The 23,704-nt window shown below is 46.2% G+C and carries 26 protein-coding genes; 11 read left to right on the forward strand and 15 right to left on the reverse strand.

Translation table 11 applies throughout. The features are described 5' to 3' along the window. Window positions 1-549: 549 nt before the first annotated feature. On the reverse strand, window positions 550-2,859 hold the full coding sequence (gene bglX / locus CKK33_RS15635; protein WP_095705004.1) for a beta-glucosidase BglX: 2,310 nt from the start codon (window positions 2,857-2,859) through the stop codon (window positions 550-552). A 183-nt stretch (window positions 2,860-3,042) separates the two neighbouring features. Here bglX and CKK33_RS15640 point away from each other — a divergent pair, with 183 nt between their 5' ends. The 4 genes from CKK33_RS15640 to CKK33_RS15655 all read left to right on the forward strand — a co-directional run bounded on the left by CKK33_RS15640 (window position 3,043) and on the right by CKK33_RS15655 (window position 6,093). Continuing rightward, on the forward strand, window positions 3,043-3,804 hold the full coding sequence (locus CKK33_RS15640; protein ID WP_095705005.1) for an NUDIX domain-containing protein: 762 nt from the start codon (window positions 3,043-3,045) through the stop codon (window positions 3,802-3,804). Window positions 3,805-3,862: 58 nt separating this feature from the next. Continuing rightward, window positions 3,863-4,723: a YitT family protein gene (locus CKK33_RS15645; RefSeq protein ID WP_095705006.1), complete on the forward strand. Its 861-nt coding sequence runs from the start codon at window positions 3,863-3,865 to the stop codon at window positions 4,721-4,723. A gap of 45 nt (window positions 4,724-4,768) precedes the next feature. Continuing rightward, window positions 4,769-5,503 carry a DNA-formamidopyrimidine glycosylase family protein gene (locus CKK33_RS15650; protein WP_095705007.1) on the forward strand — a complete coding sequence of 245 codons (735 nt, stop codon included), beginning with the start codon at window positions 4,769-4,771 and terminating at the stop codon, window positions 5,501-5,503. A gap of 401 nt (window positions 5,504-5,904) precedes the next feature. After that, window positions 5,905-6,093, forward strand: coding sequence for a hypothetical protein (locus tag CKK33_RS15655; protein WP_095705008.1), 189 nt, complete (start codon window positions 5,905-5,907; stop codon window positions 6,091-6,093). 74 nt (window positions 6,094-6,167) lie between these two features. On the opposite strand, the gene CKK33_RS15660 is transcribed toward CKK33_RS15655, so the two are convergent. Further along, window positions 6,168-7,457: an MFS transporter gene (locus tag CKK33_RS15660; RefSeq protein WP_095705009.1), complete on the reverse strand. Its 1,290-nt coding sequence runs from the start codon at window positions 7,455-7,457 to the stop codon at window positions 6,168-6,170. An 84-nt stretch (window positions 7,458-7,541) separates the two neighbouring features. On the opposite strand from CKK33_RS15660, the gene CKK33_RS15665 reads away from it, so the two are divergent. Both CKK33_RS15665 and CKK33_RS15670 read left to right on the forward strand, forming a co-directional pair. After that, on the forward strand, window positions 7,542-8,828 hold the full coding sequence (locus CKK33_RS15665) for a DUF2851 family protein (protein WP_095705010.1): 1,287 nt from the start codon (window positions 7,542-7,544) through the stop codon (window positions 8,826-8,828). A gap of 1 nt (window position 8,829) precedes the next feature. Beyond that, window positions 8,830-9,051, forward strand: coding sequence for a PspC domain-containing protein (locus tag CKK33_RS15670; RefSeq protein WP_095705011.1), 222 nt, complete (start codon window positions 8,830-8,832; stop codon window positions 9,049-9,051). Between the two features lie 25 nt (window positions 9,052-9,076). On the opposite strand, the gene CKK33_RS15675 is transcribed toward CKK33_RS15670, so the two are convergent. After that, window positions 9,077-9,748: an outer membrane lipoprotein carrier protein LolA gene (locus CKK33_RS15675; protein WP_095705012.1), complete on the reverse strand. Its 672-nt coding sequence runs from the start codon at window positions 9,746-9,748 to the stop codon at window positions 9,077-9,079. Window positions 9,749-9,822: 74 nt separating this feature from the next. Then, entirely contained in the window at window positions 9,823-12,414 is a 2,592-nt protein-coding gene (locus tag CKK33_RS15680) for a DNA translocase FtsK 4TM domain-containing protein (RefSeq protein WP_095705013.1), read from the reverse strand. 73 nt (window positions 12,415-12,487) lie between these two features. Between CKK33_RS15680 and CKK33_RS15685 the strand changes: the two genes are divergently transcribed. Next, window positions 12,488-13,135, forward strand: coding sequence for an ankyrin repeat domain-containing protein (locus tag CKK33_RS15685; protein WP_095705014.1), 648 nt, complete (start codon window positions 12,488-12,490; stop codon window positions 13,133-13,135). Between the two features lie 99 nt (window positions 13,136-13,234). Then, on the forward strand, window positions 13,235-14,551 hold the full coding sequence (locus CKK33_RS15690) for a serine hydrolase (protein ID WP_095705015.1): 1,317 nt from the start codon (window positions 13,235-13,237) through the stop codon (window positions 14,549-14,551). Between the two features lie 79 nt (window positions 14,552-14,630). Here the strand turns inward: CKK33_RS15690 and CKK33_RS15695 are convergent, their stop codons facing one another. Further along, the gene (locus CKK33_RS15695; RefSeq protein ID WP_095705016.1) at window positions 14,631-15,134 is read right to left on the reverse strand and encodes a hypothetical protein; all 504 of its coding nucleotides are present in this window, start codon (window positions 15,132-15,134) and stop codon (window positions 14,631-14,633) included. After that, window positions 15,131-16,426, reverse strand: a complete 1,296-nt coding sequence (locus tag CKK33_RS15700) for an ectonucleotide pyrophosphatase/phosphodiesterase (RefSeq protein ID WP_095705017.1) — start codon at window positions 16,424-16,426, stop codon at window positions 15,131-15,133. The genes CKK33_RS15695 and CKK33_RS15700 overlap by 4 nt, the downstream gene beginning before the upstream one ends. Before the next feature lie 166 nt (window positions 16,427-16,592). On the opposite strand from CKK33_RS15700, the gene CKK33_RS15705 reads away from it, so the two are divergent. Both CKK33_RS15705 and CKK33_RS15710 read left to right on the forward strand, forming a co-directional pair. Beyond that, a complete protein-coding gene (locus CKK33_RS15705; protein WP_143822974.1) occupies window positions 16,593-16,985 on the forward strand; it encodes a hypothetical protein in 393 nt (130 codons plus the stop codon). A gap of 51 nt (window positions 16,986-17,036) precedes the next feature. After that, window positions 17,037-17,270 (forward strand): DUF3072 domain-containing protein, encoded by a 234-nt coding sequence (locus CKK33_RS15710; protein WP_095705019.1) that lies wholly within the window; start codon window positions 17,037-17,039, stop codon window positions 17,268-17,270. On the opposite strand, the gene CKK33_RS15715 is transcribed toward CKK33_RS15710, so the two are convergent. Together CKK33_RS15715 and CKK33_RS15720 are read right to left on the reverse strand one after the other, a co-directional pair. Further along, complete coding sequence (locus CKK33_RS15715) at window positions 17,267-18,028, reverse strand: MBL fold metallo-hydrolase (protein ID WP_095705020.1); 762 nt, start codon at window positions 18,026-18,028, stop codon at window positions 17,267-17,269. The two genes, CKK33_RS15710 and CKK33_RS15715, sit on opposite strands and share 4 nt — an antisense overlap. Then, entirely contained in the window at window positions 18,025-18,297 is a 273-nt protein-coding gene (locus tag CKK33_RS15720) for a hypothetical protein (protein WP_095705021.1), read from the reverse strand. The genes CKK33_RS15715 and CKK33_RS15720 overlap by 4 nt, the downstream gene beginning before the upstream one ends. Window positions 18,298-18,442: 145 nt before the next feature. Between CKK33_RS15720 and CKK33_RS15725 the strand changes: the two genes are divergently transcribed. Beyond that, window positions 18,443-19,573, forward strand: a complete 1,131-nt coding sequence (locus tag CKK33_RS15725; protein WP_095705022.1) for an acyltransferase family protein — start codon at window positions 18,443-18,445, stop codon at window positions 19,571-19,573. Window positions 19,574-19,602: 29 nt separating this feature from the next. Here CKK33_RS15725 and CKK33_RS15730 read toward each other — a convergent pair whose 3' ends face one another. The 7 genes from CKK33_RS15730 to CKK33_RS15760 form a co-directional block, all read right to left on the reverse strand. Next, complete coding sequence (locus CKK33_RS15730; protein ID WP_095705023.1) at window positions 19,603-20,520, reverse strand: DUF72 domain-containing protein; 918 nt, start codon at window positions 20,518-20,520, stop codon at window positions 19,603-19,605. A gap of 106 nt (window positions 20,521-20,626) precedes the next feature. Continuing rightward, the gene (locus CKK33_RS15735; protein WP_369803593.1) at window positions 20,627-21,391 is read right to left on the reverse strand and encodes an SDR family oxidoreductase; all 765 of its coding nucleotides are present in this window, start codon (window positions 21,389-21,391) and stop codon (window positions 20,627-20,629) included. Window positions 21,392-21,491: 100 nt separating this feature from the next. Further along, window positions 21,492-21,887 carry an AraC family transcriptional regulator gene (locus tag CKK33_RS15740; RefSeq protein ID WP_095705025.1) on the reverse strand — a complete coding sequence of 132 codons (396 nt, stop codon included), beginning with the start codon at window positions 21,885-21,887 and terminating at the stop codon, window positions 21,492-21,494. A 51-nt stretch (window positions 21,888-21,938) separates the two neighbouring features. Next, window positions 21,939-22,454, reverse strand: a complete 516-nt coding sequence (locus CKK33_RS15745) for a hypothetical protein (protein ID WP_143822975.1) — start codon at window positions 22,452-22,454, stop codon at window positions 21,939-21,941. A 30-nt stretch (window positions 22,455-22,484) separates the two neighbouring features. Further along, window positions 22,485-23,168, reverse strand: a complete 684-nt coding sequence (locus CKK33_RS15750) for a DUF1345 domain-containing protein (protein ID WP_095705027.1) — start codon at window positions 23,166-23,168, stop codon at window positions 22,485-22,487. Between the two features lie 73 nt (window positions 23,169-23,241). Next, window positions 23,242-23,442 carry a YwbE family protein gene (locus CKK33_RS15755; protein WP_095705028.1) on the reverse strand — a complete coding sequence of 67 codons (201 nt, stop codon included), beginning with the start codon at window positions 23,440-23,442 and terminating at the stop codon, window positions 23,242-23,244. Window positions 23,443-23,446: 4 nt separating this feature from the next. Continuing rightward, window positions 23,447-23,704, reverse strand: a complete 258-nt coding sequence (locus CKK33_RS15760) for a hypothetical protein (protein ID WP_095705029.1) — start codon at window positions 23,702-23,704, stop codon at window positions 23,447-23,449.

Here is a 23,704-nt window from a genome sequence, read left to right on the forward strand (position 1 = left end):
GATTTTGCGGCCTCAATTATTTTAATATGTTCTTAAATATGCGCTCCTGTTAAAAAAGAGCTGGTTTTATAATGGTATTGACCTAATATAAATAGTGTGTATTTGATACACAAGGAGTTAATTACGATTTATAATATTTTTCACAAAAAGAATATTCATTTAACAATTCTTGCAAAATCATCAACAATATTTGCAAGCCTTTTAAAAAAGAAAATATTCTAATAATATTTTAACAATTCGAAAATCTCAAAAAGAAGACATTTCAACAAAAAAACGGAGTATCGGATGCCTGCCAACCACTTATATTTCTCTACCCCGTAAAAAAATTAAAAAATACGGCGCCAATAGTTTAAAAAGCGCCCATTTTATATTAAATAACTGTTAAAATAACATTAATCTGCGTTTTTAGCGGATATTGTTACACCACTCATTCGCGTTGTTTTACACCAAGTACATGCACCCTTTACATTCATGAGTTATATAAAAGCAAACGGCCTTTGCGTTATGCAAAGGCCGTTTAAGCAGTAATTTATTTAAAAAATATTTAAGCTATTTGTTCCAGATTACCCTAGTGCTGCCAGTGGTTGCAGAGTTGGTACCTATCTCAATAACAAACTCACCGGGCTCCCAATCGTAACGCAGGTCGCTGTTGTAAAATTTGAGCTTATCGGTAGTAATATTAAAGGTAACCGTTTTCTGTTCGCCGGGTTGAAGTGCTATCTTTTTAAAATCCTTCAGTTCCTTAACAGGGCGGCTAATGCTGGCTACCGGGTCCTTTATATACAACTGTACTACCTCTTCGCCGGCGTATTTCCCGGTGTTGCTTACCGTTACCGAAGCTGTAAGCGTTTCGTTACCTACCAATACAGACTTGTTGAGTTTAATATCGCTATAGCTGAATTTGGTATAGCTTAAACCATAACCGAAAGGATATAATGGATCATTGCTGATGTCCAGGTAATCAGACCGGAATTTGGTTGGCCCTGATGTATAAGGTCGGCCTGTATTCAGGTGGTTATAATATAAAGGTATTTGCCCTACGCTGCGCGGGAAGGTGGTAGTTAACTTACCCGATGGATTATAATTACCGAACAGCACATTGGCAATGGCATTACCGGCTTCGGTACCTGGCGCCCAAACATCCAGTATGGCGGCGGCGTTATCGTTTTCCCATTGCAGGGTAAGCGGCCGTCCGTTAAATAACACCAGTACCATTGGCTTGCCTAACTTAGCCAATTCTTTAAGCATTTTCTGCTGACTTTCGGGTATGCTGATATCCGAACGGCTTGATGATTCGCCGCTCATGCTTTGCGACTCGCCAACTACCGCCACAATAATATCTGATTTTTTGGCCGCCTTAACCGCGTCATCTATCATTTCATCAGGCGATTGTTTATCCAACCATACCATACCCGGGCCAAAGTTAAGGCGTTTCATAAAGGTGGTATCATCGGTAATATTGCTGCCCCTGGCATAGTTGATCTTTACATTATCACCAACTACCTTTTTAATACCCTCCATTACGCTTACGGACTTTTCCCACTCGCCGCCTATTACCCAGGTACCCAGCATATCACGTTTGTTATCGGCCAGCGGGCCAACCAGGGCTATACTACCACCTGATTTTTTAAGCGGCAGTATCTGGTTATCATTTTTAAGCAATACAAATGAGTGCTCAGCGGTAATACGAGCTGCTGCACGGTTCTCCGCGGTCATGATATCGGTTTTCTCGCGGCGTGGGTCGATAGACTTATAAGGATCGGCAAACAAGCCCAGTTTGTATTTAGCTTCAAGGATAAGGCGGCAGGCGCGATCAATATCATTAATAGATATCTTCTTTTCCTGTAACGATTGCTTTAGCGTTTTTAGGTAGCCCTCGCCCACCATATCCATATCCAGGCCGGCATTAATGGCACGTGCGGATACAGTTTGCAGGTCGCCCAGGCCGTGCTCGGTTACCTCGTTCAGCGAAGTATAATCTGATACCACAAAGCCTTTAAAGCCCCATTGTTTACGCAGCAGATCGGTAAGCAGCCATTTATTCACAGTTGAAGGCACGCCATCAACCACGTTAAATGAACTCATGATGCTGCCCGCGCCCGCGTCAACAGCGGCTCTGTAGGGCGGCAGGTAATAATTATACATGGCCAGGCGGCTCATATCCACCGTATTATATTCGCGGCCGGCTTCGGCGCCACCGTACAGGGCAAAGTGTTTAACGCACGCCATTACAGCGTCGGGCGCTTTAAGATTGTTGTGCTGATAACCACGCACCATGGCGGCGGCTATTTTACCACCCAGGTAAGGGTCCTCGCCGCTGCCTTCGGAGATACGGCCCCAGCGGGCGTCACGCGCGATATCTACCATCGGCGAAAAAACCCAGTTAAGGCCCTCGGCTGTAGCTTCTTTAGCAGCGATACGTGCCGACTGCTCAATTAAGCCCAGGTCCCACGTGGCCGACATGCCCAGCGGTATAGGGAATATGGTGCGGTGCCCGTGTATCACATCCAAACCAAATATCAGCGGGATGTGCAGGCGGGTACCCTTAACGGCGGCCTCCTGCATCTTGCGTACATCTGACGTGCCGTACAAACCAAAAATTCCGCCTATGGAGCCGTTCTTAACGCCCTCGCCTATTCCATTATTGGTAACCGAACCCGTGATGGCCATGCCACCGGTTACGAGATTTAACTGACCGATCTTTTCATCAATGGTCATTTTTTTCATCAGCGCGCTTACGTAAGCGTTCATCCGGGCTGTTTCGGCCGGTGTTTGCGCCATGGCACGGCCAAACGGCAGGCAAAACAATAAGGCCGCGCTTACATAAAGCACCCTTTTACGAGAGAAAATATTTTTCATACAAAAAGCTGTTTAATGATCATAAGCTTCAACATGAATAAAATGTTAATTAGCTTTTATTAAATTCTGTGAAACTTATTAGTATAATTGGCATTAATTACCCCCGGTAACATGGTGTAATTGATACACAATTGTAAATATTAAATTTAAACATTCAAAGGATTTATTTTATACAATAGCATCATGTTAACAAAACAGGAGCTGGAAAAATACTGGGCCGAAGCGAGCAAGATATATTTGAATCACGTATCAATAGACTGTGTGGTTTTTGGCTTTCATGAAGGGCAGATGAAAGTATTGATGCTAAAAAGCAACAATGAGGAGGCCTGGTACCTGCCCGGCGGTTTTGTTTTAAATGAAGAACCTATTGAAACTGCCGCCAACCGCATACTGAAAGAGCGTACCGGAATTGACGAGATATTTTTGCAGCAGTTCCATGTGTTTGGCGACCCTGACCGCTCCAAATTCCATAATGACATTTACCGCGACATGCTGCCCAAGGAAAAGAACTTCTTTAACCAGCGTTTTATTTCTATTGGTTATTACGCGCTGGTTGATTTTGTAAATGTTACCCCAACGCCCGACGCGTTCTCTGAGATATGTACCTGGCGTGACCTGGACGACTTGCCACAGTTTCAACTGGACCATGAACTTATCTTCCGCACCGCGCTGGACACACTGCGGCTGCAATTAAATTACCAGCCCATTGGCTATAATTTAATGCCTAAAGAGTTTACCATGCCCGAGCTGCAGAAGCTTTATGAAACCATTTTAGATAAAAAACTCGACCGCAGAAACTTCCAGCGGCGCATACTGGCGTTCGGCATCCTGAACAAGTTGCAGGAAACCCGTAAGGGCGGCGCCCACAAAGCCCCCTACCTGTACGAGTTTAACCTCGAAAACTACCGCGCCGCGCTCACTGAGGGCTTGCAGGGTGGCTGGTAAATTAGGCCGTTAAGGCATTTTTTACTATCTTAAGCCCATCTGCTAAGCACTTTCTACTATGAAGATTAAAAACGTATTGGTTGACACCGCTTTACTGTTTTGCGGCATCCTGTCGGCTGGTTTCGGGTTAAAGGGATTTTTATTGTCCAGCCATTTTATTGATGGAGGCGTTACCGGTATATCCATGCTGGTGGCCGATATTACGCATACGCCGTTAGCCATCCTTATTTTCATTATCAACATCCCGTTTTTATATTTAGGTTATCGTAAGCTGGGGTTAAAGTTTTCCATTAAGAGTGCTGCTGCCATAGCCGGCCTTTCGCTTTGCCTTGCCTTTGTACATTTCCCGGATGTAACGCATGATAAATTGTTAACAGCGGTTTTTGGCGGCGTATTTATTGGCGCGGGTATTGGTATGGCCATACGTGGCGGTGCCGTGCTTGATGGCACCGAAATAGCGGCCCTTTTAGTGAGTAAAAAAGCGCAGATTGTACGCGTGAGCGACGTTATCCTGATACTGAACGTGGTGATCTTCGCCGTAGCTGTTTTCCAGTTAGGTGTTGAATCTGGCTTATACTCCATCCTCACCTATCTTTCGGCCTCTAAAATGATCGATTTTATCCTGAACGGTTTGGAGCAATATACCGGCATGACGGTGGTATCAACAAAAGGAGAGCAGATACGCATAGCTATTACCCAGAGCCTTGGTCGTGGTGTTACTGTATACGAAGGCCGAAGCGGTTACGGCAAGGACGGGCACATCAACTCGCCCCGCGAAATTATTTTCACCGTAGCTACCCGCCTGGAAGTGCCCTTAATTAAGCGGGAGATCTTAAAGATAGACCCATCGGCATTTATCGTACAAACCAGTGTTGACGATACAACAGGTGGCCTGCTCAAACGAAAAAAGAGCCATTAATCTGTTCGGCTTAATATTTGTTCGGGTTGGCATAAACCAATTGATATGCCTGAAGGGCCAAGCATCCTCATCCTGAAAGAAAAAGCACAGCAGTTTAAAGGCAAAACCATTGCGGAGGCAACCTGCAACAACGGTGCTATTGACGCTACCCTGCTCAATAATAAACGCATTATTGATTTTAAAACCTGGGGCAAACACTTCCTCATCTGCTTTGACGACTTTACCGTGCGCATACACCTAATGATGTTTGGCACCTATCGCATTAATGAGCATACCGCAAAAACCCCAAGGCTCGGCCTAACCTTTACCGACGATACCGAACTCAACTTTTACGCCTGCCAGCTGCAATTAATTACCGAACCACTTGATGGGGTTTACGACTGGGAGGCCGACATCATGAGCGACAAATGGAACACCCGTAAGGCCAAAAAGAAAATGAAAGCCCACCCACAGCTGCTGGCCTGCGACGCGCTGATGGACCAGCACATATTCTCGGGCGTGGGCAACATCATTAAAAACGAAGCTCTTTTCAGGGCGCGTATACACCCCGAAAGTTTGGTGGCTAACATCCCAACCGCTAAACTTACCGAACTGATACATGAGGCCATTAAATACAGTTTTGAATTTTTAGAACAGCGCAAAGCCGGCACGCTCAAACGCAACTGGCAGGCCTACCATAAAAAGGAGTGCCCGCGGAACCATGTGCCGTTTATACGCCGTGATACCGGAACATCCAAACGTGCCAGCTTTTACTGCGAAGTTTGCCAGAAGCGATATTGACTCACCCATGCCCCTCACTGCTGCGCAAAGAGGGGTTACTTCAGTTATATTTGTTTTCTAACCCTCTTTTCACGTTAGACTCACTCCCGCCCCTTTTCTGCTATGCAAAAAGTGGTGTTAGTTTATTAGACCTATAATTTCTCACCCTCTTTTCGCGCAGCGAAGAGAGGGTCGGCGAGCGGAGCGATGCCGGGGTGAGTCGGCCTAAACCATTTCCTGAGTTTGACTCACCCCTGCCCCTCTCTGCTACGCAAAGAGGGGTGTTAGTTTATTAGATCTATAATTCCTTACCCTCTTTTCGCGCAGCGAAGAGAGGGTCGGCGAGCGGAGCGATGCCGGGGTGAGTCGGCCTAAACCATTTGCTTTACCCGTTGTTATGCTAAAAGTAAAATTTAAAAGCTATGAGAACCATTCATGTAACCGGCAACCCTGAAACACTTACCGCCATAATGATCCCTAAAACCGAACCTGAGTTTCACGATCATGAGGTGGTGCGTATCGTATCAACAGACCATAACGCAACTGTAGAAAAGGCTATCTTCCGAATTGTTGATGGCGGCGAGGATAAATGGGAACTGCAATTTGAATAGTACAGCACTCAAAGAAACATAAACAATTAAGGGGCCTACCAAGCCCCTTTTATATTTAATTAAAAACCGGCTGGCTATTCCTCCTCAATTTTGGAGTGCTTCTGGGTATCCTTCATTAGCCAGTATACGCTCAACGAGATACCGATACACAGCGTTACATACCAGTAGAACCATTCCTCATGGTGCTGCTCTTTAAACAGCAGGGCGATATATTCTGCCGAACCTCCGAAAACCGATACCGCTATAGCATAAGGGAAGCCAACGCCCAAAGCCCGGATATGCGCGGGAAAAAGCTCCGCCTTTACCACCGCGTTAATGGCGGTATAATTACTCACTACCATCAGCGCCAGCATAATTAATGTAAAAGCCAGCCAGAAATTGAGTGTATTACTTAAAAAAGTAAGGATAGGTATGGTGGTAAGCACTCCTAAAACGCCAAACGCTTTAAGCATAGGCTTACGCCCGATGCGGTCTGATACATATCCATACAACGGCTGCAGCAGCATAAACACCACAAGCGTTAGGGTAGATATCAGCGTGGCATCTGTTTTACTGAACCCGCTGGTGTTTACCAGAAACTTTTGCATGTATGTAGTAAAGGTATAAAAGGCAATGGTGCCACCCAGTGTAAGCCCTATTACAGTCAACACCTCTCGCGGGTGCCCGGCAAGCGCTTTTAAAGTCCCGCGCAATTCAGGGCGTTTGGCCTCCGCGCTAAACGTGGCCGATTCCTGCAAGTTACGTCGCAGGTACATCACCACAATGGCTAAAACAGCCCCTATGGCAAAAGGAATGCGCCAGCCCCAGCTATGCAGCTGCTCCTCGGTTAAAAATACCCTTTGCAGCAATACCAATACGCCTAAGGCCAGCAACTGCCCCATTATGAGCGTAACATACTGAAAACTGGAGTAAAAGCCACGGTTCTTTTTATCGGCCATCTCGCTCAGGTAGGTAGCGCTGGTGCCATATTCGCCGCCCACACTTATACCTTGCAGCATGCGTGCCAGCACCAGTATAATGGGCGCGGCTATACTGATCTGCTTATAGCCGGGCGTGATAGCGATTATTAAAGAGCCGGCGCTCATTAGTAATACCGAAAAGGTAAGCGCCTTTTTGCGTCCGTATTTATCGGCGAAGGTACCCATGAGCCATCCGCCAATGGGGCGCATCAGGAAACCGAGGGCGAATATGCCCGCGGTGTTCAGCAGTTGCGCGGTTTGGCTTCCTTTGGGAAAGAACGCCCCGGCAAAGTACAGGGAGAACGCCGAATATACATACCAGTCATACCACTCAACCAGGTTGCCCAGCGAGCCGCCAATGATGGACCATATTCGGCTTTGCGTACTTGGATTGGAAGCGGACATATAATTGGTGGTTTAAGCCGCAAGATAGAAATCATTCCGTCAATTTAGTCCATTACGGTTAACACATTTTGCTTATATTACCTCATGCTTTTTACCGAGGACTTTTTGCATTACGTTTGGCAGTTCAGGCTGTTTAACCGTATTAACCTGCGCACCACCGAGGGCGAAGAACTCGAGATATTATCCGTAGGCCTGCATAACACCCATTCCGGGCCCGATTTCCAGAACGCCCGCGTGCGTATTGGCGATACCGTATGGGCAGGCAACGCCGAACTGCATATATCCTCATCGGCATGGGAAAAACACGGGCATAGCGCTGATGGCGCTTACGATAACGTGATATTGCATGTGGTGTATAACGATGATATGCCCCTGCTGCGCGCTGATGGCAAACGGGTACCCACACTGGAATTGAAAGACCGCATATCGGCAGAGTTGTATAACCGCTACCACGGCCTGGTATTTGGTAACCAAAGCATTATCCCCTGTGAGGGATCCATCAAATATGTTGACGGGCTTACCCTGCAAAACTGGCTCACCCGCATATTGGTTGAGCGACTGGAAAAACGTTCGCAGGCGGTAATAGCCACCCTGCAACATAACCGGGGCGATTGGGAGGAAACTTTTTACCAGTACCTCGCGGCAAATTTCGGTTTTAAAGTAAACGCGCTACCTTTTGAGCTGCTGGCAAAATCGCTGCCGCAGCAGTTGCTGGCTAAGCATAAGAACAGCCCTCTGCAAATAGAAGCCCTCATTTTTGGACAGGCGGGTTTTCTGGAAACAGAACAGCAGGATGATTACCCGCGCGGTTTGCAAACGGAGTACCAGTTCCTGCGGAAGAAATACCAGCTCACCCCTGTTGACAACCACCTTTGGAAATTCCTGCGGATGCGCCCGCAAAATTTCCCTACCATAAGGCTGGCACAATTCGCGGCATTGGTGGTAAAATCAAACCATTTATTCTCGGGGATATTGGAGGCCAAGGAGATAAGTGAATTAAGAGGCCTGTTTGCCAACATACAAGTGAACCCCTATTGGGAAACGCGCTACCGCTTTAACAAAGAAAGTAAAGCGGCTGCTAAAACCCTGGGCGCATCATCCATTGATACGCTGCTGCTCAATACGGTGGCGTTGTTCCTGTTTTGCTATGGCAAGCATTTATCCTTGCAGCACTACGTAAGCCGTGCCTTAAAATTGCTGGAAAGTTTACCCGCCGAACAAAACAATATTACCGATGATTTTGTTAACTTAGGATTGAAAATAGGTTCGGCGTTTGAATCACAGGCACTGCTCGAACTAAAAAACAACTACTGCAATCATAAGAAATGCCTGCAGTGCGGCGTTGGTATTAAAATATTAAAACCGGCATAATATGTTACAGCAGATCATTACCTTTTTTGAGCGTTACTCTTTTGGGGTATGTACTTACCTCGGTGAGCGCTTTAACGTATCTATAGCTAAAATAAGGCTGTTTTTTATTTACTCCTCCTTTTTGGCCGTGGGTTTCCCGCTGGTATTTTATTTCTTTGCCGGCATTGTGCTGGATATCCGCAACTACGTAAAACGCAAACGTACCCGCGTGCTGGATATGTAAGTCCAGCAAATTATCCTGTCAGCACTTATCTCAGGTCAACCAGTTCGGCTTTAGGATAGGCCTTTTTATTAAAGGTGAAAGCATTATCGGCCACCTTAACGTTCGGCGTAAAACCACGCAAAGTGTAAGTGTACTTGCTGCCGTTTTTATCAAATATCTGAGCGCTGTATAACTGGTTCTTCACTTTATCAATCATCAGCCTTACCTTAAAGTAGCTCGATTTTTCGCTGGTAGGTGTAAGATCAACCACCTGGTAGGTTTTGCCACCTGCTTTCTGCAAACCGGTGTAAATATACTTATAGCCATTCTCGTAAATAGTGAACAGCTTACCCGGGTTAAAGCCTTCATCGCTATTATCGGCATTGCTTAGCTGTACCTCATTAGCATCTTTAAGATAGGTCCACTGGCTTTTACCATCGCTGATGATTTCCTGGCTAATGTTTCTTGTGCCGGGCTCATAGATCGTCACCTTATACTGGTTAGTTTTTGAGCGGGATACCAGCGTACCGTTCTGCGTTTGCTTAATGTTCGCCTGCTGATTATCCACGGTTAGCGAAAAATCAGTTTTAACCGCGTCATAAGAACGATATTGTTTACTTAATTTATTGAGGATCACCTTAGCGTCGGCATCTTTTTGAGCGAATGCGGCGGTGACAGACAGGGCCGATATAAACAGGCAGAAGAAAAACTTTTTCATGTTTGGTAAATTAAAAAGCATACTGATAACCGCTATGCTTTGTAATAGTTTAGAGCCGTAACAGATTAATTGGTTTAATCGCGCGGTTTTTGCAATTCTTCCAGGTGGCGCTCCAGGCTGTACTCATCAGGGAACAGCACATCGCGGGCTTTACTCCCTTCAAACGGACCAACTATACCAGCGGCTTCCAACTGGTCAATGATACGGCCGGCACGGTTATAGCCCAACTTCATTTTACGCTGAATTAACGATGTGGAGCCCTGTTGGTGCAGCACTATCAGCCTCGCCGCGTCTTCAAACATCGGGTCGCGGTCATCAGGGTCATATTCTTTAGGGCTGCTTCCGGCTTCGCCGTCGCCTACATATTCGGGCAGCATCAAAGCGGTAGGATAGCCGCGCTGGTTGCCAATAAAGTCGGATATTTTTTCTACTTCCGGCGTATCTACAAAGGCGCACTGCAAACGGATCAGGTCGCTGCCGGTTGAGAGCAGCATATCACCACGACCAATTAACTGGTCGGCTCCTCCGGCATCCAAAATGGTGCGCGAGTCGATCTTGGACAATACCCTGAATGCCAGCCTTGCCGGGAAGTTAGCTTTTATCGTACCTGTAATTACGTTAACGGATGGCCTCTGCGTAGCAATAACCAGGTGAATACCCACCGCACGGGCCAGCTGCGCCAAACGGGCTATAGGCTGCTCTACCTCTTTACCGGCAGTCATCATCAGGTCGGCAAACTCGTCGATCACCAGCACGATGAATGGCAGGTAACGGTGTTTTTCCGGGTCGCTTATTTTGCGGTTTACAAACTTGCTGTTATATTCTTTAAGGTTACGTACCTGCGCGTCTTTAAGCAGGTCGTAGCGCTGGTCCATCTCAATACAAAGCGAGTTAAGGGTGTTCACCACTTTTTTTGTATCGGTGATGATAGCGTCGCTTTCATCGGGCAGTTTAGCCAGAAAGTGGCGCTCTATCTTGCGGAAAAGCGTTAACTCTACCTTTTTAGGGTCAACCAGTACAAATTTTAACTCCGCGGGGTGGCGCTTGTACAGTAACGATACCAATATAGCGTTAATACCTACCGACTTACCCTGGCCGGTAGCACCCGCAACCAATAAGTGGGGCATTTTAGCCAAATCGGCAATAAATACCTCGTTAGATATGGTTTTACCCAGGGCTATAGGCAGGTCCATGGTGTTGCTCTGCCATTTCTCGGTAGCCAGTACCGAGCGCATGGAAACCATTTCGGGGTTTTGGTTAGGCACCTCAATACCAATGGTACCCTTACCCGGCATAGGTGCTATGATACGTATACCCAAAGCGGCAAGGCTCAGCGCGATATCGTCCTCCAGGTTCTTGATCTTGGAGATACGTACTCCCGGCGCAGGAATAATCTCATAAAGCGTAACCGTTGGGCCTATGGTGGCCTTTATCTTGTCGATCTCAATATTGTAATGGTTAAGCGTTTCAACAATTTTGTTCTTGTTGGCTTCCAGTTCGTCGGCGTTAACGGAGATCTTGGCCGAACCGTGGTTCTCCAGCAGGTCAAGGGTTGGTAGTTTATAGGAAGACAGTTCCAGTTTATGATCATAAGTGCCAAACTGCTCTACCAGGCTTTTCGCTTTATCATCATCGCTTTTCTCAATGTTCATTACTGGCGTAGGCCGTTCCACATCAATGGTAAGCGGTATTTCTGTTTCCTCTTCTACCTCCTGCTCGGCAGTTACCGTGGGCGTAAGCACCACGGGCTCATGTAGTACATTGGCCGCTACTGGCACTATCTGCTGCTGCCTTACCGGCTCAACCACTGCCTCGGCAGCGGCTTCGGCGGCCAGCATATCTTTGATGCGGTTATTAGCGCCATTGCGAGGCCACTCCACTGGAATGGATATTTCCTCATCAACCAGTTCAACCGGCTCGGGGGCTATCACAGGCGCTACATCCTGGTTGAGTTTTTCTTTACGTGCAGGCAGTTTAAAATCGATATTGTAAGCGATCACCAGCACGGTAAGCGCCAGGAAGATGAGCAGGAAACCCGTGCCCGACTGCCCTATCTGCGCGGCCAGCAAACGGTTGGTCCAGAAACCGAAGTTACCTTCCAGAAAATGCGGATAATCAATAATAAAAGCGTGTACAAAACCAATAGCTACCGACAGGAACACAATGCTGAACAAGGTATAAGCCAGCATTTTACTCACCGAGAACAGCCTGATCTTGAACAACAGGCGATAACCGATGATAAAGAAGATAAATACAAACAGGAAAGACGCTACCCCAAACCACTCAAAAATGAACTGGTTGGAGAGCAGCGCGCCAAACTTGCCCAGCCAGTTGTCTACCATAGGGTTGGTAACGCCGTTCTCCATGAGCTCTTTGGTGGTTTTAAACAGGTTGCCCCAGCCGCCGTTGGCTTTTGATACATAGCTTTGATCCTGCTGCCAGGTAAACAGATACGAAGTAAAAGCGATAAGAAAGAAAACAGACAACACCAGGAAGAATAGCCCCAATATTTTTACGGCGCGGCCATCGCGCAGGTTAAATAGCGGCAAACGCTCGGAAGGCTGCTGCCTTGCCTGGCGCTCACGCGGTGCTTTTTCGCCGGGTTTACGTGGCTGATTTTCGTCCTTGAAGCTGTTTGATCTAAATTGATTTCCTTTAACCGGCATCCTTCACTCGTGGTTTTTCGCAAATATAAAGTTATTAGATAAAACAGATATTTTTTAATATTATTGAGATTAAATGAGCATCGAAGCGCTTGAAGCCTACATAGCCAATGCAGATATTGCTGCCCTCGAGGGCCTGCTTGAACAGCAGCCCGAACTGGCCGTTGCCAAAACCGCCCTCAATGTTTCGCCGCTCATGCTATCCTGTTATTACAAAAAGCCGGGGGTAACCCGGTTACTGCTCAGGTATATACCTTCGCCCAATTTGTTTGAAGCCGCCGCTGCCGGCTTGTTTGACGCGGTGGCCTACCTCGTAACCACCCACCCCGATCAGGCTGATGACTATAACGACGATGGCTTTACCACCCTTGGCCTGGCCTGCTACTTTGGCCATTATGATATTGCCCGTTACCTGGTACTCAAAGGTGCCGATGTGAACAAACCATCCAACAACGGCTTTAATGTTTATCCTTTACACTCGGCGGCGGCTGGTAATTATACCAGTACCGCACGTATGCTGATAGAGAACGGCGCCAATGTAAACGTAAGGCAGGTATCGGGCACTACACCACTGCACTCAGCGGCGCAGAACGGGAACCTCGAACTGCTGATCCTGTTGCTGGAAAACGGCGCACAGGTGGATATCCGTATGGAAGGAGGCAAACTCCCCGCCGACCTGGCCCGCGATAAAGGTTTCGACGAAATAGCCGAAATATTGAGTTAAGCCAATACTCTATACCCAACTACAACCATCATAATAATTTCCCTTATTGCCGTAACAGGATCCTGTTACGGCACTCTAACTCTTAAACATAAACTTATCATGCTCAAAAAAACACTCGTTTTACTTAGCTTATCCGCGTCTGTTATGATCGCTAAAGCACAAAATATTAACAAAGACCGCCTGGACAGCTTGCTGAATACGCTTTCGGCACATGACAAAAGCATGGGCAGCCTGGCCATTATGCAAAACGGACAACTGGTATATCAAAAAAGTATAGGTTACGCCGCTGTTGACAGCCCATCCACCATACCGGCATCGGCTAAAACCAAATACCGAATCGGCTCCATCAGTAAAATGTTTACCGGGGTAATGGTGATGCAGCTGATCGAGGAAGGCAAACTTTCGCTGGAAACACCACTTGCGAAATTTTATCCGCAAATACCAAACGCCGAAAAAATCACCATCGGCATGATGCTGAGCCACCACAGCGGCCTGCATAATTTTACTAATGACCCTGCCTATTTGAGTTACATGACCAGCCCGCAAACGCATGAACAAATGCTGGCCCGTATAGCGGCTATGCCGTCAGATTTTGAACCGGGTGCCATAGGCAAATACAGCAATACCAACTTTGTGCTGCTGAGTTATATCATAGAAAAGATCAGCAATAAACCTTATGCCGACCTGGTGAAACAGCGCGTTATCAACAAAGCCGGATTAAAAGACACTTATTACGGCGTTAAAACCAACCCGGCTAACAACGAGGCTTATTCTTATAACTATAGCGGCAAATGGAAAAAGTTTTCGGAAACGGATATGAGCATCCCATCCGGCGCGGGCGCAATAGTATCTACCCCGGCAGATCTGGATAGGTTCATCACCGCCCTGTTCAACGGAAAACTGGTTAAACCGGCCAGCCTTGCGTTGATGCAAAATGTAAAAGACGGTTTTGGCCTGGCTATGTTTTCAACCGTGATAGAAGGCCAAACTTATTATGGCCACGGAGGCGCTATTGACGCTTACCGTTCCGAACTGGCTTATTTCCCTCAGCAAAAGCTGGCGGTAAGTTACACCGGGAATGGCGGCAGTTTCGATCCCTCGAATATAATGCAGGGCGTGCTTAAAATTTGTTTAAATGCCCCATACACCATTCCAAACTTTGTTGAAGCTAAGGGGCTGGATAAATATGCGGGCGTTTACGCGAGCAAACAACTACCTATCAAAGTCACCATAAAAAACGAAGGCAATACCTTAACCGCCCAAGCTACCGGCCAATCGGCCTTCCCGCTGGACGCTACGACTACCGCTGATAAATTTGAATTTGAAAACGCCGGGATTGTAATGGAATTTCGCCCTGAAAAGGGCGAGTTCACCCTTAAACAAGGCGGTAAAGAATTTTTATTTGTGAAGGAATAAACTTATCAACTGCCTTTAAACAACAAAGCGATCATGGATAATGGCCATGATCGCTTTGTTGTTATATAATATTGAGCTGTTAAAGCTTAACGGCCTGCTGTGGCTGTGGTATTACCAGGCTGTGGTTAAATTTGGGGAATATCTGGTCGATAGCTTTTATTGAGCCACCGTTAAGGTCAAGGAACGACCAGCTTTTACCATTATCGCCGCTAACCGCCAATAGGTTGCTGCTACCGGAAAAGCGGCCTTGTTTAGTTTTCATCACAATGGTTTGCGGTAATAAGCAATGTATTTCTGTGCCTGCCTTGTAAAACTTACCGGGCGTACCCACCGTAATTTTTTCAAACTGAAACCCCTCAGAATGCATCTGATTAAGCCCGGTGGTCATCATCTGCAACATTTTGGTTTTACCGCCACCCATTTCTACCGCTTTGGGATAGGTGTGGTCTAATACGGTTTTGTAATCGCCTGTGAGCAGGGCGTTGGCAACTGTTTGCGCCTGTTTTTTAACAACCGCCGGGCTTTGCGCGGCAACCGACAAAGGCAAAACGAGCAGGATAACCGCTCTAAGTAAGTACTTCATTTATTTTGGGGTATATTAATTAACACCTCACGGGCCAGTTCATCCGTCCCATCAATTTTGCCGGTATGTTGTATACCCAGTATATCACTTACCAGGTTAAATACCGCCACATTGTGGAAAGGTACAACATTTAAATGCTTTTTAAAAGCAGGGCCCCAGGCATAAAAAGTGGCATGCATATCTTTAATGGTGTATGGGTCATACCCATGCCAGCCGGGGTGTAGTTCCCTATTGCTGTGCCACAGGTTAAATACTTTGGGGTAACGAGGTATCAGCAATATATCGCCAATGCGGTTATGCCAGTCGTCGGCCTGGCCATAATGCAGCCTTGCCGGCACATTAGTTTTTAAATACACATCGTAATCTTTAGCCTCCTGTTTTAAAGCACGGTAAGTTGCCGGTACATCCGCTTTATCCTTGGCATAGAGTTCTACCAGTATACCATCTCCGGATATCACGTACTTACTGGTATCAATAGCGGCAGGTATACCCAATGGGTGCTGGTTATCTACCTTCGTCATCCCGTGGTCTGATACGAATACATAGTTAACATTCTTAAGCCCGGTGGTTTTAACCGCTTTCTGTAATTCATTAACAGCCGAGTCGATAAAATGTACCTCCTTTTCGGCCTCCGGCGATTCCGGGCCAAACAGGTGCGCCGCATGATCAACCTGCGGGAAATAAAACGTGATAAAATGCGGGCGTTTGGCAGGCGGGAGTTTCAACCAGTCAACCACCGCTTGTATACGATTATGGATAGCTATCTTTTGATTGTAGACATAATAATAGGTGGGCTTTACACCCTGTATAGCGGCTTCTGAAGCTACCCAGTAAAAGCTGGCCGAAAGCATTTTCTGTTCCTCGGCAAGCACCCATAGTGGCTTACCACCATACCAGCTGCTATCCGCCACTTTATCCTTATCGTTCATGGAGTAAAAATTTTTACGGGTGCGGTCGTAAAAGGCGTTGTTCACCAGGCCGGAGTGCGATGGGTATAACCCACTCACTATAGCGTAATGATTAGGAAAAGTTACCGAAGGGTATGAAGGGATCATGGACGAGGCGCTCACTCCCTCTCCTGCCAAACGCAGTAAATTATCGGCATGGTAGCGTTTAGCAAAATCATACCGGAAACCATCGGCAGAAATGAGGATCACGTAGGGCTTTTGTTGCTGCCTGGCGCTGTTCTCACGCCCGGGTATTACTTTCTGTGTGGTATCCGCCACTTTTTGTGCGTAGCTGTTGATGGAATAAAAAACCAAAACCAGCAGGAATGAGCAGTATTTCTTCATGTGTAAAATAAGTACGCGAAATTATCAATAGCGGATTAAGGTATTGATAATCTATCGTTATTGTTGCAAACCTTAAACGCAAAAAAGAGTATATTTATTTATGCTTCGCCAAAGGCTTTATTTATTTGTGTTACTTATACCGCTTTTTACCTGTTGTAAAAAACACATGAGCCGTATTTATACCAGCGAATGCGCCAACAACATACAGTTAAAAAAAATAAGCTACCGCAACCTGATGGATAGCCTTCAATTTTATCAGAACCGTTATGTACAGGTGAGCGGCGAGTACAGGCAGGGCAAAGAGCTATCGGCCCTGGTGAGCGATAGCAGCAGCTTTAGCAGCGATACCGGGCAATCTTTATGGGTAAATTTTGTGCCCGACTGCCCTTTGTTTGAGAAGCATACCCACGTTGGCCTTTTCCAGTCTACAGATGGCGAATACCTTAATTTTGATAAAACGCGGATGGTAATAGGCGGCCGCCTGGAAATGCAAAAAACAAAAGCCCGTGGTGTATACAGGCCAACTTTAAACAACGTTTGCTATATAGAGCTTAAATAATGCTAAAACATTTAGCACAGCGTAGTGGTTATTAAAATAAATAATAACACTATGGACCAGGAAAATAATAACGGAATAAAAGGGTCAAACACGGTTAAAGACCCTGATGAGTGGACAACCGGCAACGAACCCATGACCGGCGCACAGCACTCCTACCTCAAAACGCTATCTGACGAAGCAGGTGAAGACTTTGATGAAACCTTATCAAAAGCCGATGCATCAAAAAAAATTGAAGAACTGCAGCACAAAACCGGCCGAGGACTCGAAGAAAACAATGTTGATTAGATCTCGATCTTAAGACCGTCGTAAGCCAGCTCAATGCCCTGTGGCAGTAGCGGGTTTACGTCGGCATGTTTACCCAACCTGTGGCTAATGTGGGTAAAATAAGTTTTCTCCGCCCCAATCTCCTGCGCGAACGCTATGGCCTCATCCAGCGTAAAGTGCGATATGTGGGGTTGCCTTTGCAAGGCATTGATCACCAGCACCTTGCTACCTTTTATCTTTTCCTTCTCCGCGTCTGTCACCGTTTTGGCATCGGTAATGTAAGTGAAATCATTAATACGGTATCCCAATACCGGCAATTTATAATGCATCACTTCAATAGGTATCAACTTTACACTGCCGATATGAAACGGCTCAGTAACTATGGTGTGCATATTTACCTGGGGTATACCCGGATATTTAAATTCATCGAAAATGTAGGAGAACTCGCGCCTTAACCCCTCCTGTACCCGGCTGGTGGCATAAATATCCATTGCCGCGTCCTGCTTGTAATTAAAGGCGCGGATATCATCCATACCGGCCACATGGTCTTTATGCTCATGGGTAAAAACAATGGCATCCAGGTGCATTACGTGCTCACGCAGCATCTGGTACCTGAAATCAGGCCCTGAATCGATCACGATAACTTTATCCTCTGCCTCTATCATGATAGAGGTGCGCAGGCGCTTATCGTGCTTGTCTGCAGAGGTGCAAACCTCGCAGGTGCAGGCAATAACGGGTACTCCCTGTGATGTTCCGGTGCCTAAGAAAGTAATGATCACAGCTGCAATTGGGTTTGTTTTAACTGGTGTAAAAATGCAGCTTGCTTATCATCAAGCAGGTTATAATCCATCTCCAGGGTTCGGGCCAGTTCGGCTACGGCGGCTATCTTGCTTTCCAGGTTGGCAAATTTATTTACCACCACCACTTTACTGTTTTGCAGCAAACAGGCGCCGGTTTTAAAGTTTCCTTTCTCATACCTCACCTTGTAGCCGCTTGTTTTAAGCAGCATTTCCAGCTTTTCGAGGGTATGGGCAGTCATGGTGAGCATCGTTCAAAAATAATAACAATTGCTTATAACTCCGGTTTAAATACTTTTTAAAAAAGTTTATAAAGATTGCCGAAGGCTTTGCAAGTAAGCTGATTATTTGCATATATTGTGATACCATTTTCTCTCACCTTAATTATGCATTGATATGACCCAAAAACCTGAAAGGTTTTTATCGCTGGATGTTTTCCGCGGGATGACCATTTGTTTTATGATCATTGTGAACACGCCCGGGAGCGGAGCCACCGCTTTTGCGCCGCTCGAACACGCTAAATGGTTTGGCTTTACCCCTACCGACCTGGTGTTTCCGTCGTTTTTATTTGCCGTGGGTAACGCCATGAGCTTTACCATGAAAAAGTTTGACAGCCTAAGTACCGGCGATGTACTCTACCGGGTACTTAAACGCGGCTTGATCATTTGCCTTATCGGTTACCTTATGTCGTGGTTCCCGTTCTTTGACCATACACCTACCGGTTGGGTAATGCGCCCTATAAGCGGCACCCGTATTATGGGTGTATTGCAACGGATTGGGCTTTGCTACATATTCGCTTCACTAATTATCTATTTTGTAAAAAACCGTACTTCGGTATTTATTATCAGCGCGCTGCTGCTGGTAGGTTACTGGGTATTGTTATTGATTTTTGGCGACAAAGCCGCTCCTTATGGAATGCTTACCAACGCAGGCACTTACCTGGATAAATATATACTCGGCGACCCGCACCTGTACAAAGGCGAGGGGGTACCGTTTGACCCGGAAGGGATACTAAGCACCCTACCCGCCATTGTGAACGTGATTTGCGGTTATTACGCCGGTAAATTCATCCAGGAAAAAGGCAAGGGTTACGAAACCATTGCACGCCTTACCCTTATGGGAGCGCTGTTTATATTTATGGCCTTATGCTGGGGTATGGTATTCCCGATAGGTAAAAAACTATGGTCGAGCCCATTTACGCTGCTTACCGTGGGGATTGATATGGTGATCATTTCGGCGCTCATTTACCTGGTAGAGATTAAAGCCAGCCGTGGTAGCTGGACATCCTTCTTTACCACTGTAGGTAAAAACCCGCTCATCATCTATGTATTATCGGAAGTATTGGTGATCATCTTTTGGATGATAAAAATTGGCGACCAAAACTTTTACGGATGGATCAACACCGTATTGTTCCAAAAGGTAGCGCCGGGGCCAATAGGTTCATTGCTGTTTGCGGTGAGCTTTATGCTGCTGTGCTGGTGCGTAGGTAAAATACTCGACAAGAATAAGATCTATATAAGGGTATAAACAACAAGATACATCAAACAGAAAAGGGCTTAATCAAACAAGCCCTTTTTTGTTTCAATAAATTGCGGTCGTTTTATGCTCAGGCCCAGACGGGCGTTAAGATTTTCTATCACGTAATCACTCAACTGGGGCGAGTATCTTTCATCGTGCTGGTGCATAAAGAACCACACGGTTTGCAGCCCCTTATCGCGCCATTGGGCAATACGGTCTATCCATTCATCGCAGCGGGCATAATCGGTTGGGTGCAAGCCATTGCCCACAAAGCGTATAAACGCGTTAGGCGTAGGCAACATCATGTGTACACAATCGCGCCGACCGGTAGCATCGGTAATCACCGAACCGATATGCAGTCGCTTAAACAAGTTAAATACCGCGTCGCGCGTATCCGGTTCGGCAAACCAGTTCTTATGCCTTAGTTCTACATAAACGGGTATATCTGTTGGCAGGTGTTCGAGGTAGGCGGTAAGTTCGGGCAGGCTTTTGGGCGTAAAGTTATCGCTTAGCTGCAAAAACAGCGGCCCCAGCTTTTCGCCAAAGGCTGTTATGCCTTCGTAAAAACTGGTGGTAATATCCTCCGCGTTCTTTAAACGACGGATATGGCTGATACTCTGCGAAAACTTGGGGCAAAATTTAAAGTCGGGGTTGGCAGCCGCTTTCTCTTTCCACTTGCCAATGGTATCGGGCCCGTAAACCTGGTAAAAGGTAGCGTTCAGCTCTATACAGTTAAAGTGTTTTACATATTCGTCCAAAAAGTTGGCATCCTTTGTTTTTGGCGGATAGATCTGCCCTACCCACTCTTTACGGCCCCATTTGGCGCAGCCTACATGCACCTCAAATGACGAGGCTTTACCGGCTTCCAAGAGGGTTTGCAGGGTGAAACCCGTATCAGGCGGTAGGGTAAAATCAACCGTGGGCAATTCATGTTCGGGTACGCGGCCAAATTCCATAGCAGTAAACTTTTAAGTTGGAAAGATAGTAATTAGCTCAACAAAAAGAGGCGATTACCAATGGTAACCGCCTTCTTATTATCGTTTATCTTGATAGATAGTTTTATTACAGGAACATACCGCCCGATGCCTCAATACGCTGCGCGTTTATCCAGCGGGCATCATCGGTACACAGGAAAGCGATGATACCGCCAATATCATCAGGCACGCCTGGGCGGCCCAATGATGTGATAGATGAAATGAATTGGTGCATGTTGGGATGGCTGTCAAACGCTTTCTTGGTAAAATCAGTTTCAATGATACCGGGAGCTATCAAATTGGCCGCTATACCACGGCTGCCCAATTCTTTTGCCAGGTATTTGGTAAAAACTTCTATAGCGCCTTTCATGGAAGCGTAAGCGGCATAACCCGGTGTGGCAAAGCGGGTAAGCCCGGTTGAAAGGTTAATGATACGGCCACCATCGGCAATAGTTCCCAGCAGTTTTTGTGTAAGGAAGTATACGCCCTTAAAATGTACATTGAATAAATTATCAAAGTCCTCCTCGGTGGTTTGGGCGAATGGCGAAGCGGCATCAATACCGGCGTTATTCACCAGGAAATCAAAATTAGGGCGGCCCCATTTACTTTGCAGTGTTTGGCTCAACTGCTGCTGAAATTCGCCAAAGGAAGCAACTTTACCAGTATCTAACTGAAGTGCAACGGCATGTTGCCCCAATGCCTCTATCTGCTTAACTACCTCTTCAGCCTCTTCCTGTTTGCTGCGGTAAGTAATAATTACATCTATGCCTTTCAAGGCCACCTTAAGCGCGGCGTTTTTGCCGAGTCCGCGGCTTCCGCCTGTTATTAACGCGATCTTATTTGTGCTCATTATTGTAGTGTTTTAAATTGATACAAATTTGAGCACGTACGGTTGTTAAAAAATGGTGATTGTTACAGATAAAATGGTGAGCAGCACAGTATTTTACCAGGTCTTATGCTGTTTGCGGCACAGCGCTCAAAACCCTGTCGCGGTATTCTTTAGGTGTCATGCCCTCAAAACGCTTAAAGAACTTGGTAAAGTTCGATGCGTCAAACGTGAGGCGGAAGGCGATCTCTTTAACCGGAATATTCTTTTGAAGCATGTCTTTAGCAATGGCCATGATCTTATCTTCAAAGAACCAGCAGGGCGATTTCCCGGTAAGTTCTTTAATGGTATTGGTTAAATGCTTAGGGTGGATATGTAAGATCCCGGCTATATCGCGTATCTCGAACATTTCATTAGTGCGCTCGTTCAGTATATCGTCAAGGTGCTTATCCAGTTCCTTGAGGTAGTCGGCAAATATTTCATGCCTGCGGGCGAATATCTTTTTGGGTACAGGTGCGGGCATAATTTTTAACCGTTTTAAGGCAAATTAAATCAATAAAAACGGTTTTAGCAATCAGTCTTCCTGAGCGGGAAAAAATGTAGGTGGTGTTGGCGCAGGTATTTCCAAAGCGCTATTAAAATCGGGCAGCAGGCGCAGCAGCACGTTTTTGGGCATATTGCCTACATCCATAAAGGTCCAGGTTTTACCTTTATCATTACTGATGGCCAATAAGTAAGAATGGCTGATGTACACTCCGTTAAGCACCTTCATCTTCACGGTTTCGGGCAGCAGGCAAAGCAGTTGTGTACCTGCCCTATAAAAAGGACCAGGCGCGTTTACCCAGCCATCAAAAGCGATAACGCCGCGCGCTCTCAAAGCATCAATACGCTCGTTGATCAGTTTCGCCATGGCCTCGCGTCCGCCGGATAGTTTTACTAATCCGGGGTAGCTCATGTCCAGCACGGTTTTGGTATCGGAGCTAAAGGTAGATTTGGCAAACCTGCTTGCCAGCTTTTTTACCAGGAGGCTGTCCTGCGCCTTCACGGTAAAGCTAAACAACACCAACATCGCCATGGCTAATATCCTCATTATGCTATATATAACGCGCATAGGCTCTGTTTATTTAGATACCAGGCCCGATATCACGTTGATACTCAACGCTACAATGGCGGTATTAAAGGCAAAGGATATGAGGCCATGCATCCAGGCGAGGCGGCGTATATGGCGCGAGGATATTTCCACATCGGATACCTGGAAAGTCATGCCGATAACAAACGAGAAATACACGAAGTCCAGGTAATCAGGGTCCTTGGTATCGCCCGGGAATTCAAGTCCTCCTATCATCTCGCGTTCATCGGTGCGGGTGTAATAAAGATGGGCGTAACGTAACGTAAAAACGGTATGCACCAACCACCACGATATGATAACCGCGACCATAGCCAGTATAACATAACCTGCGGCAGTATCTTCAGATACGCCTTTTGATGATTTTAACAGCAGGTAAATAGCCACCAGGCTTACCAGCGAAGCCCCGAGTACAAACAGAAAAATGATGACCCGGCTGGAATCTTCCAGGCTGGCAATTTTACGTATTTCGCGGGGGTGGGCTTTAAATATGATAAACCAATCGAGTACGATGATGGTAGCCGCGATAGCTATCCAGGTAATGAGTACGATCTCAGGGATGGAATCTATCTGCCTGGATAAAAAAAATGCTACCAGGCCTGCTCCAAGCGAGATGAGCAGGCGGTAATGCGCGTCAATACGCAGCAGAAAGTTCTTGTTGGTTTTATTAGCAGGCATTTACGCAGTAGTTACAGCAGGAGTAATAAATTGTTTGTAAGCGTGTAAGATAGTTGTCTTAAACGCTGTATCGTTAATCTTCCTCTACAATATTAGCTACACGGCCTATCTGCCCATCTTCCAAACGTACTTTGATACCACGCGAATGGTAAGTGGCGCTGGTAAGCAGATCTTTTACTACACCTCGGGTAAATTTACCGCTGCGCTGATCTTTTTTAAGGATGATATCTACTTCCAGTCCGGGATATATGTCTGCTCTGTTACGTCCGTGCATGGGATTATGTGTCTTGTAATTCAAGGTCGGATGGTAAAATCCAAAGTGAGTTAATTATAGGATTATGATTGGCAACGCCAAACTGATCGAGATCTTTATCAAATAACACTAAAACTCTTTCGTTAAAGCGTTCGCCATTTATAATTTCCCCTTTTTGGCCTATCAACTTCCAATAGTTGTTTTGAGGTTCGGTACTTTTCTTCGGAGTTGTAGTTCCGGAAAAAGATATCAGTCTTACTTTAGTTTTTTTAGCAATTTCCAT

Source organism: Mucilaginibacter sp. MD40 (genome assembly GCF_002288635.1).
In the GTDB taxonomy this organism is placed as follows: domain Bacteria; phylum Bacteroidota; class Bacteroidia; order Sphingobacteriales; family Sphingobacteriaceae; genus Mucilaginibacter.

What these genes read in the sequence shown, in the direction of transcription:
- bglX (WP_095705004.1), bottom strand. Translation starts at nt 2,859, where the DNA reads ATGAAAAATATTTTCTCTCGTAAAAGGGTGCTTTATGTAAGCGCGGCC.
- CKK33_RS15640 (WP_095705005.1), top strand. Translation starts at nt 3,043, where the DNA reads ATGTTAACAAAACAGGAGCTGGAAAAATACTGGGCCGAAGCGAGCAAG.
- CKK33_RS15645 (WP_095705006.1), top strand. Translation starts at nt 3,863, where the DNA reads ATGAAGATTAAAAACGTATTGGTTGACACCGCTTTACTGTTTTGCGGC.
- CKK33_RS15650 (WP_095705007.1), top strand. Translation starts at nt 4,769, where the DNA reads ATGCCTGAAGGGCCAAGCATCCTCATCCTGAAAGAAAAAGCACAGCAG.
- CKK33_RS15655 (WP_095705008.1), top strand. Translation starts at nt 5,905, where the DNA reads ATGAGAACCATTCATGTAACCGGCAACCCTGAAACACTTACCGCCATA.
- CKK33_RS15660 (WP_095705009.1), bottom strand. Translation starts at nt 7,457, where the DNA reads ATGTCCGCTTCCAATCCAAGTACGCAAAGCCGAATATGGTCCATCATT.
- CKK33_RS15665 (WP_095705010.1), top strand. Translation starts at nt 7,542, where the DNA reads ATGCTTTTTACCGAGGACTTTTTGCATTACGTTTGGCAGTTCAGGCTG.
- CKK33_RS15670 (WP_095705011.1), top strand. Translation starts at nt 8,830, where the DNA reads ATGTTACAGCAGATCATTACCTTTTTTGAGCGTTACTCTTTTGGGGTA.
- CKK33_RS15675 (WP_095705012.1), bottom strand. Translation starts at nt 9,748, where the DNA reads ATGAAAAAGTTTTTCTTCTGCCTGTTTATATCGGCCCTGTCTGTCACC.
- CKK33_RS15680 (WP_095705013.1), bottom strand. Translation starts at nt 12,414, where the DNA reads ATGCCGGTTAAAGGAAATCAATTTAGATCAAACAGCTTCAAGGACGAA.
- CKK33_RS15685 (WP_095705014.1), top strand. Translation starts at nt 12,488, where the DNA reads ATGAGCATCGAAGCGCTTGAAGCCTACATAGCCAATGCAGATATTGCT.
- CKK33_RS15690 (WP_095705015.1), top strand. Translation starts at nt 13,235, where the DNA reads ATGCTCAAAAAAACACTCGTTTTACTTAGCTTATCCGCGTCTGTTATG.
- CKK33_RS15695 (WP_095705016.1), bottom strand. Translation starts at nt 15,134, where the DNA reads ATGAAGTACTTACTTAGAGCGGTTATCCTGCTCGTTTTGCCTTTGTCG.
- CKK33_RS15700 (WP_095705017.1), bottom strand. Translation starts at nt 16,426, where the DNA reads ATGAAGAAATACTGCTCATTCCTGCTGGTTTTGGTTTTTTATTCCATC.
- CKK33_RS15705 (WP_143822974.1), top strand. Translation starts at nt 16,593, where the DNA reads ATGAGCCGTATTTATACCAGCGAATGCGCCAACAACATACAGTTAAAA.
- CKK33_RS15710 (WP_095705019.1), top strand. Translation starts at nt 17,037, where the DNA reads ATGGACCAGGAAAATAATAACGGAATAAAAGGGTCAAACACGGTTAAA.
- CKK33_RS15720 (WP_095705021.1), bottom strand. Translation starts at nt 18,297, where the DNA reads ATGCTCACCATGACTGCCCATACCCTCGAAAAGCTGGAAATGCTGCTT.
- CKK33_RS15725 (WP_095705022.1), top strand. Translation starts at nt 18,443, where the DNA reads ATGACCCAAAAACCTGAAAGGTTTTTATCGCTGGATGTTTTCCGCGGG.
- CKK33_RS15730 (WP_095705023.1), bottom strand. Translation starts at nt 20,520, where the DNA reads ATGGAATTTGGCCGCGTACCCGAACATGAATTGCCCACGGTTGATTTT.
- CKK33_RS15740 (WP_095705025.1), bottom strand. Translation starts at nt 21,887, where the DNA reads ATGCCCGCACCTGTACCCAAAAAGATATTCGCCCGCAGGCATGAAATA.
- CKK33_RS15745 (WP_143822975.1), bottom strand. Translation starts at nt 22,454, where the DNA reads ATGAGGATATTAGCCATGGCGATGTTGGTGTTGTTTAGCTTTACCGTG.
- CKK33_RS15750 (WP_095705027.1), bottom strand. Translation starts at nt 23,168, where the DNA reads ATGCCTGCTAATAAAACCAACAAGAACTTTCTGCTGCGTATTGACGCG.
- CKK33_RS15755 (WP_095705028.1), bottom strand. Translation starts at nt 23,442, where the DNA reads ATGCACGGACGTAACAGAGCAGACATATATCCCGGACTGGAAGTAGAT.
- CKK33_RS15760 (WP_095705029.1), bottom strand. Translation starts at nt 23,704, where the DNA reads ATGGAAATTGCTAAAAAAACTAAAGTAAGACTGATATCTTTTTCCGGA.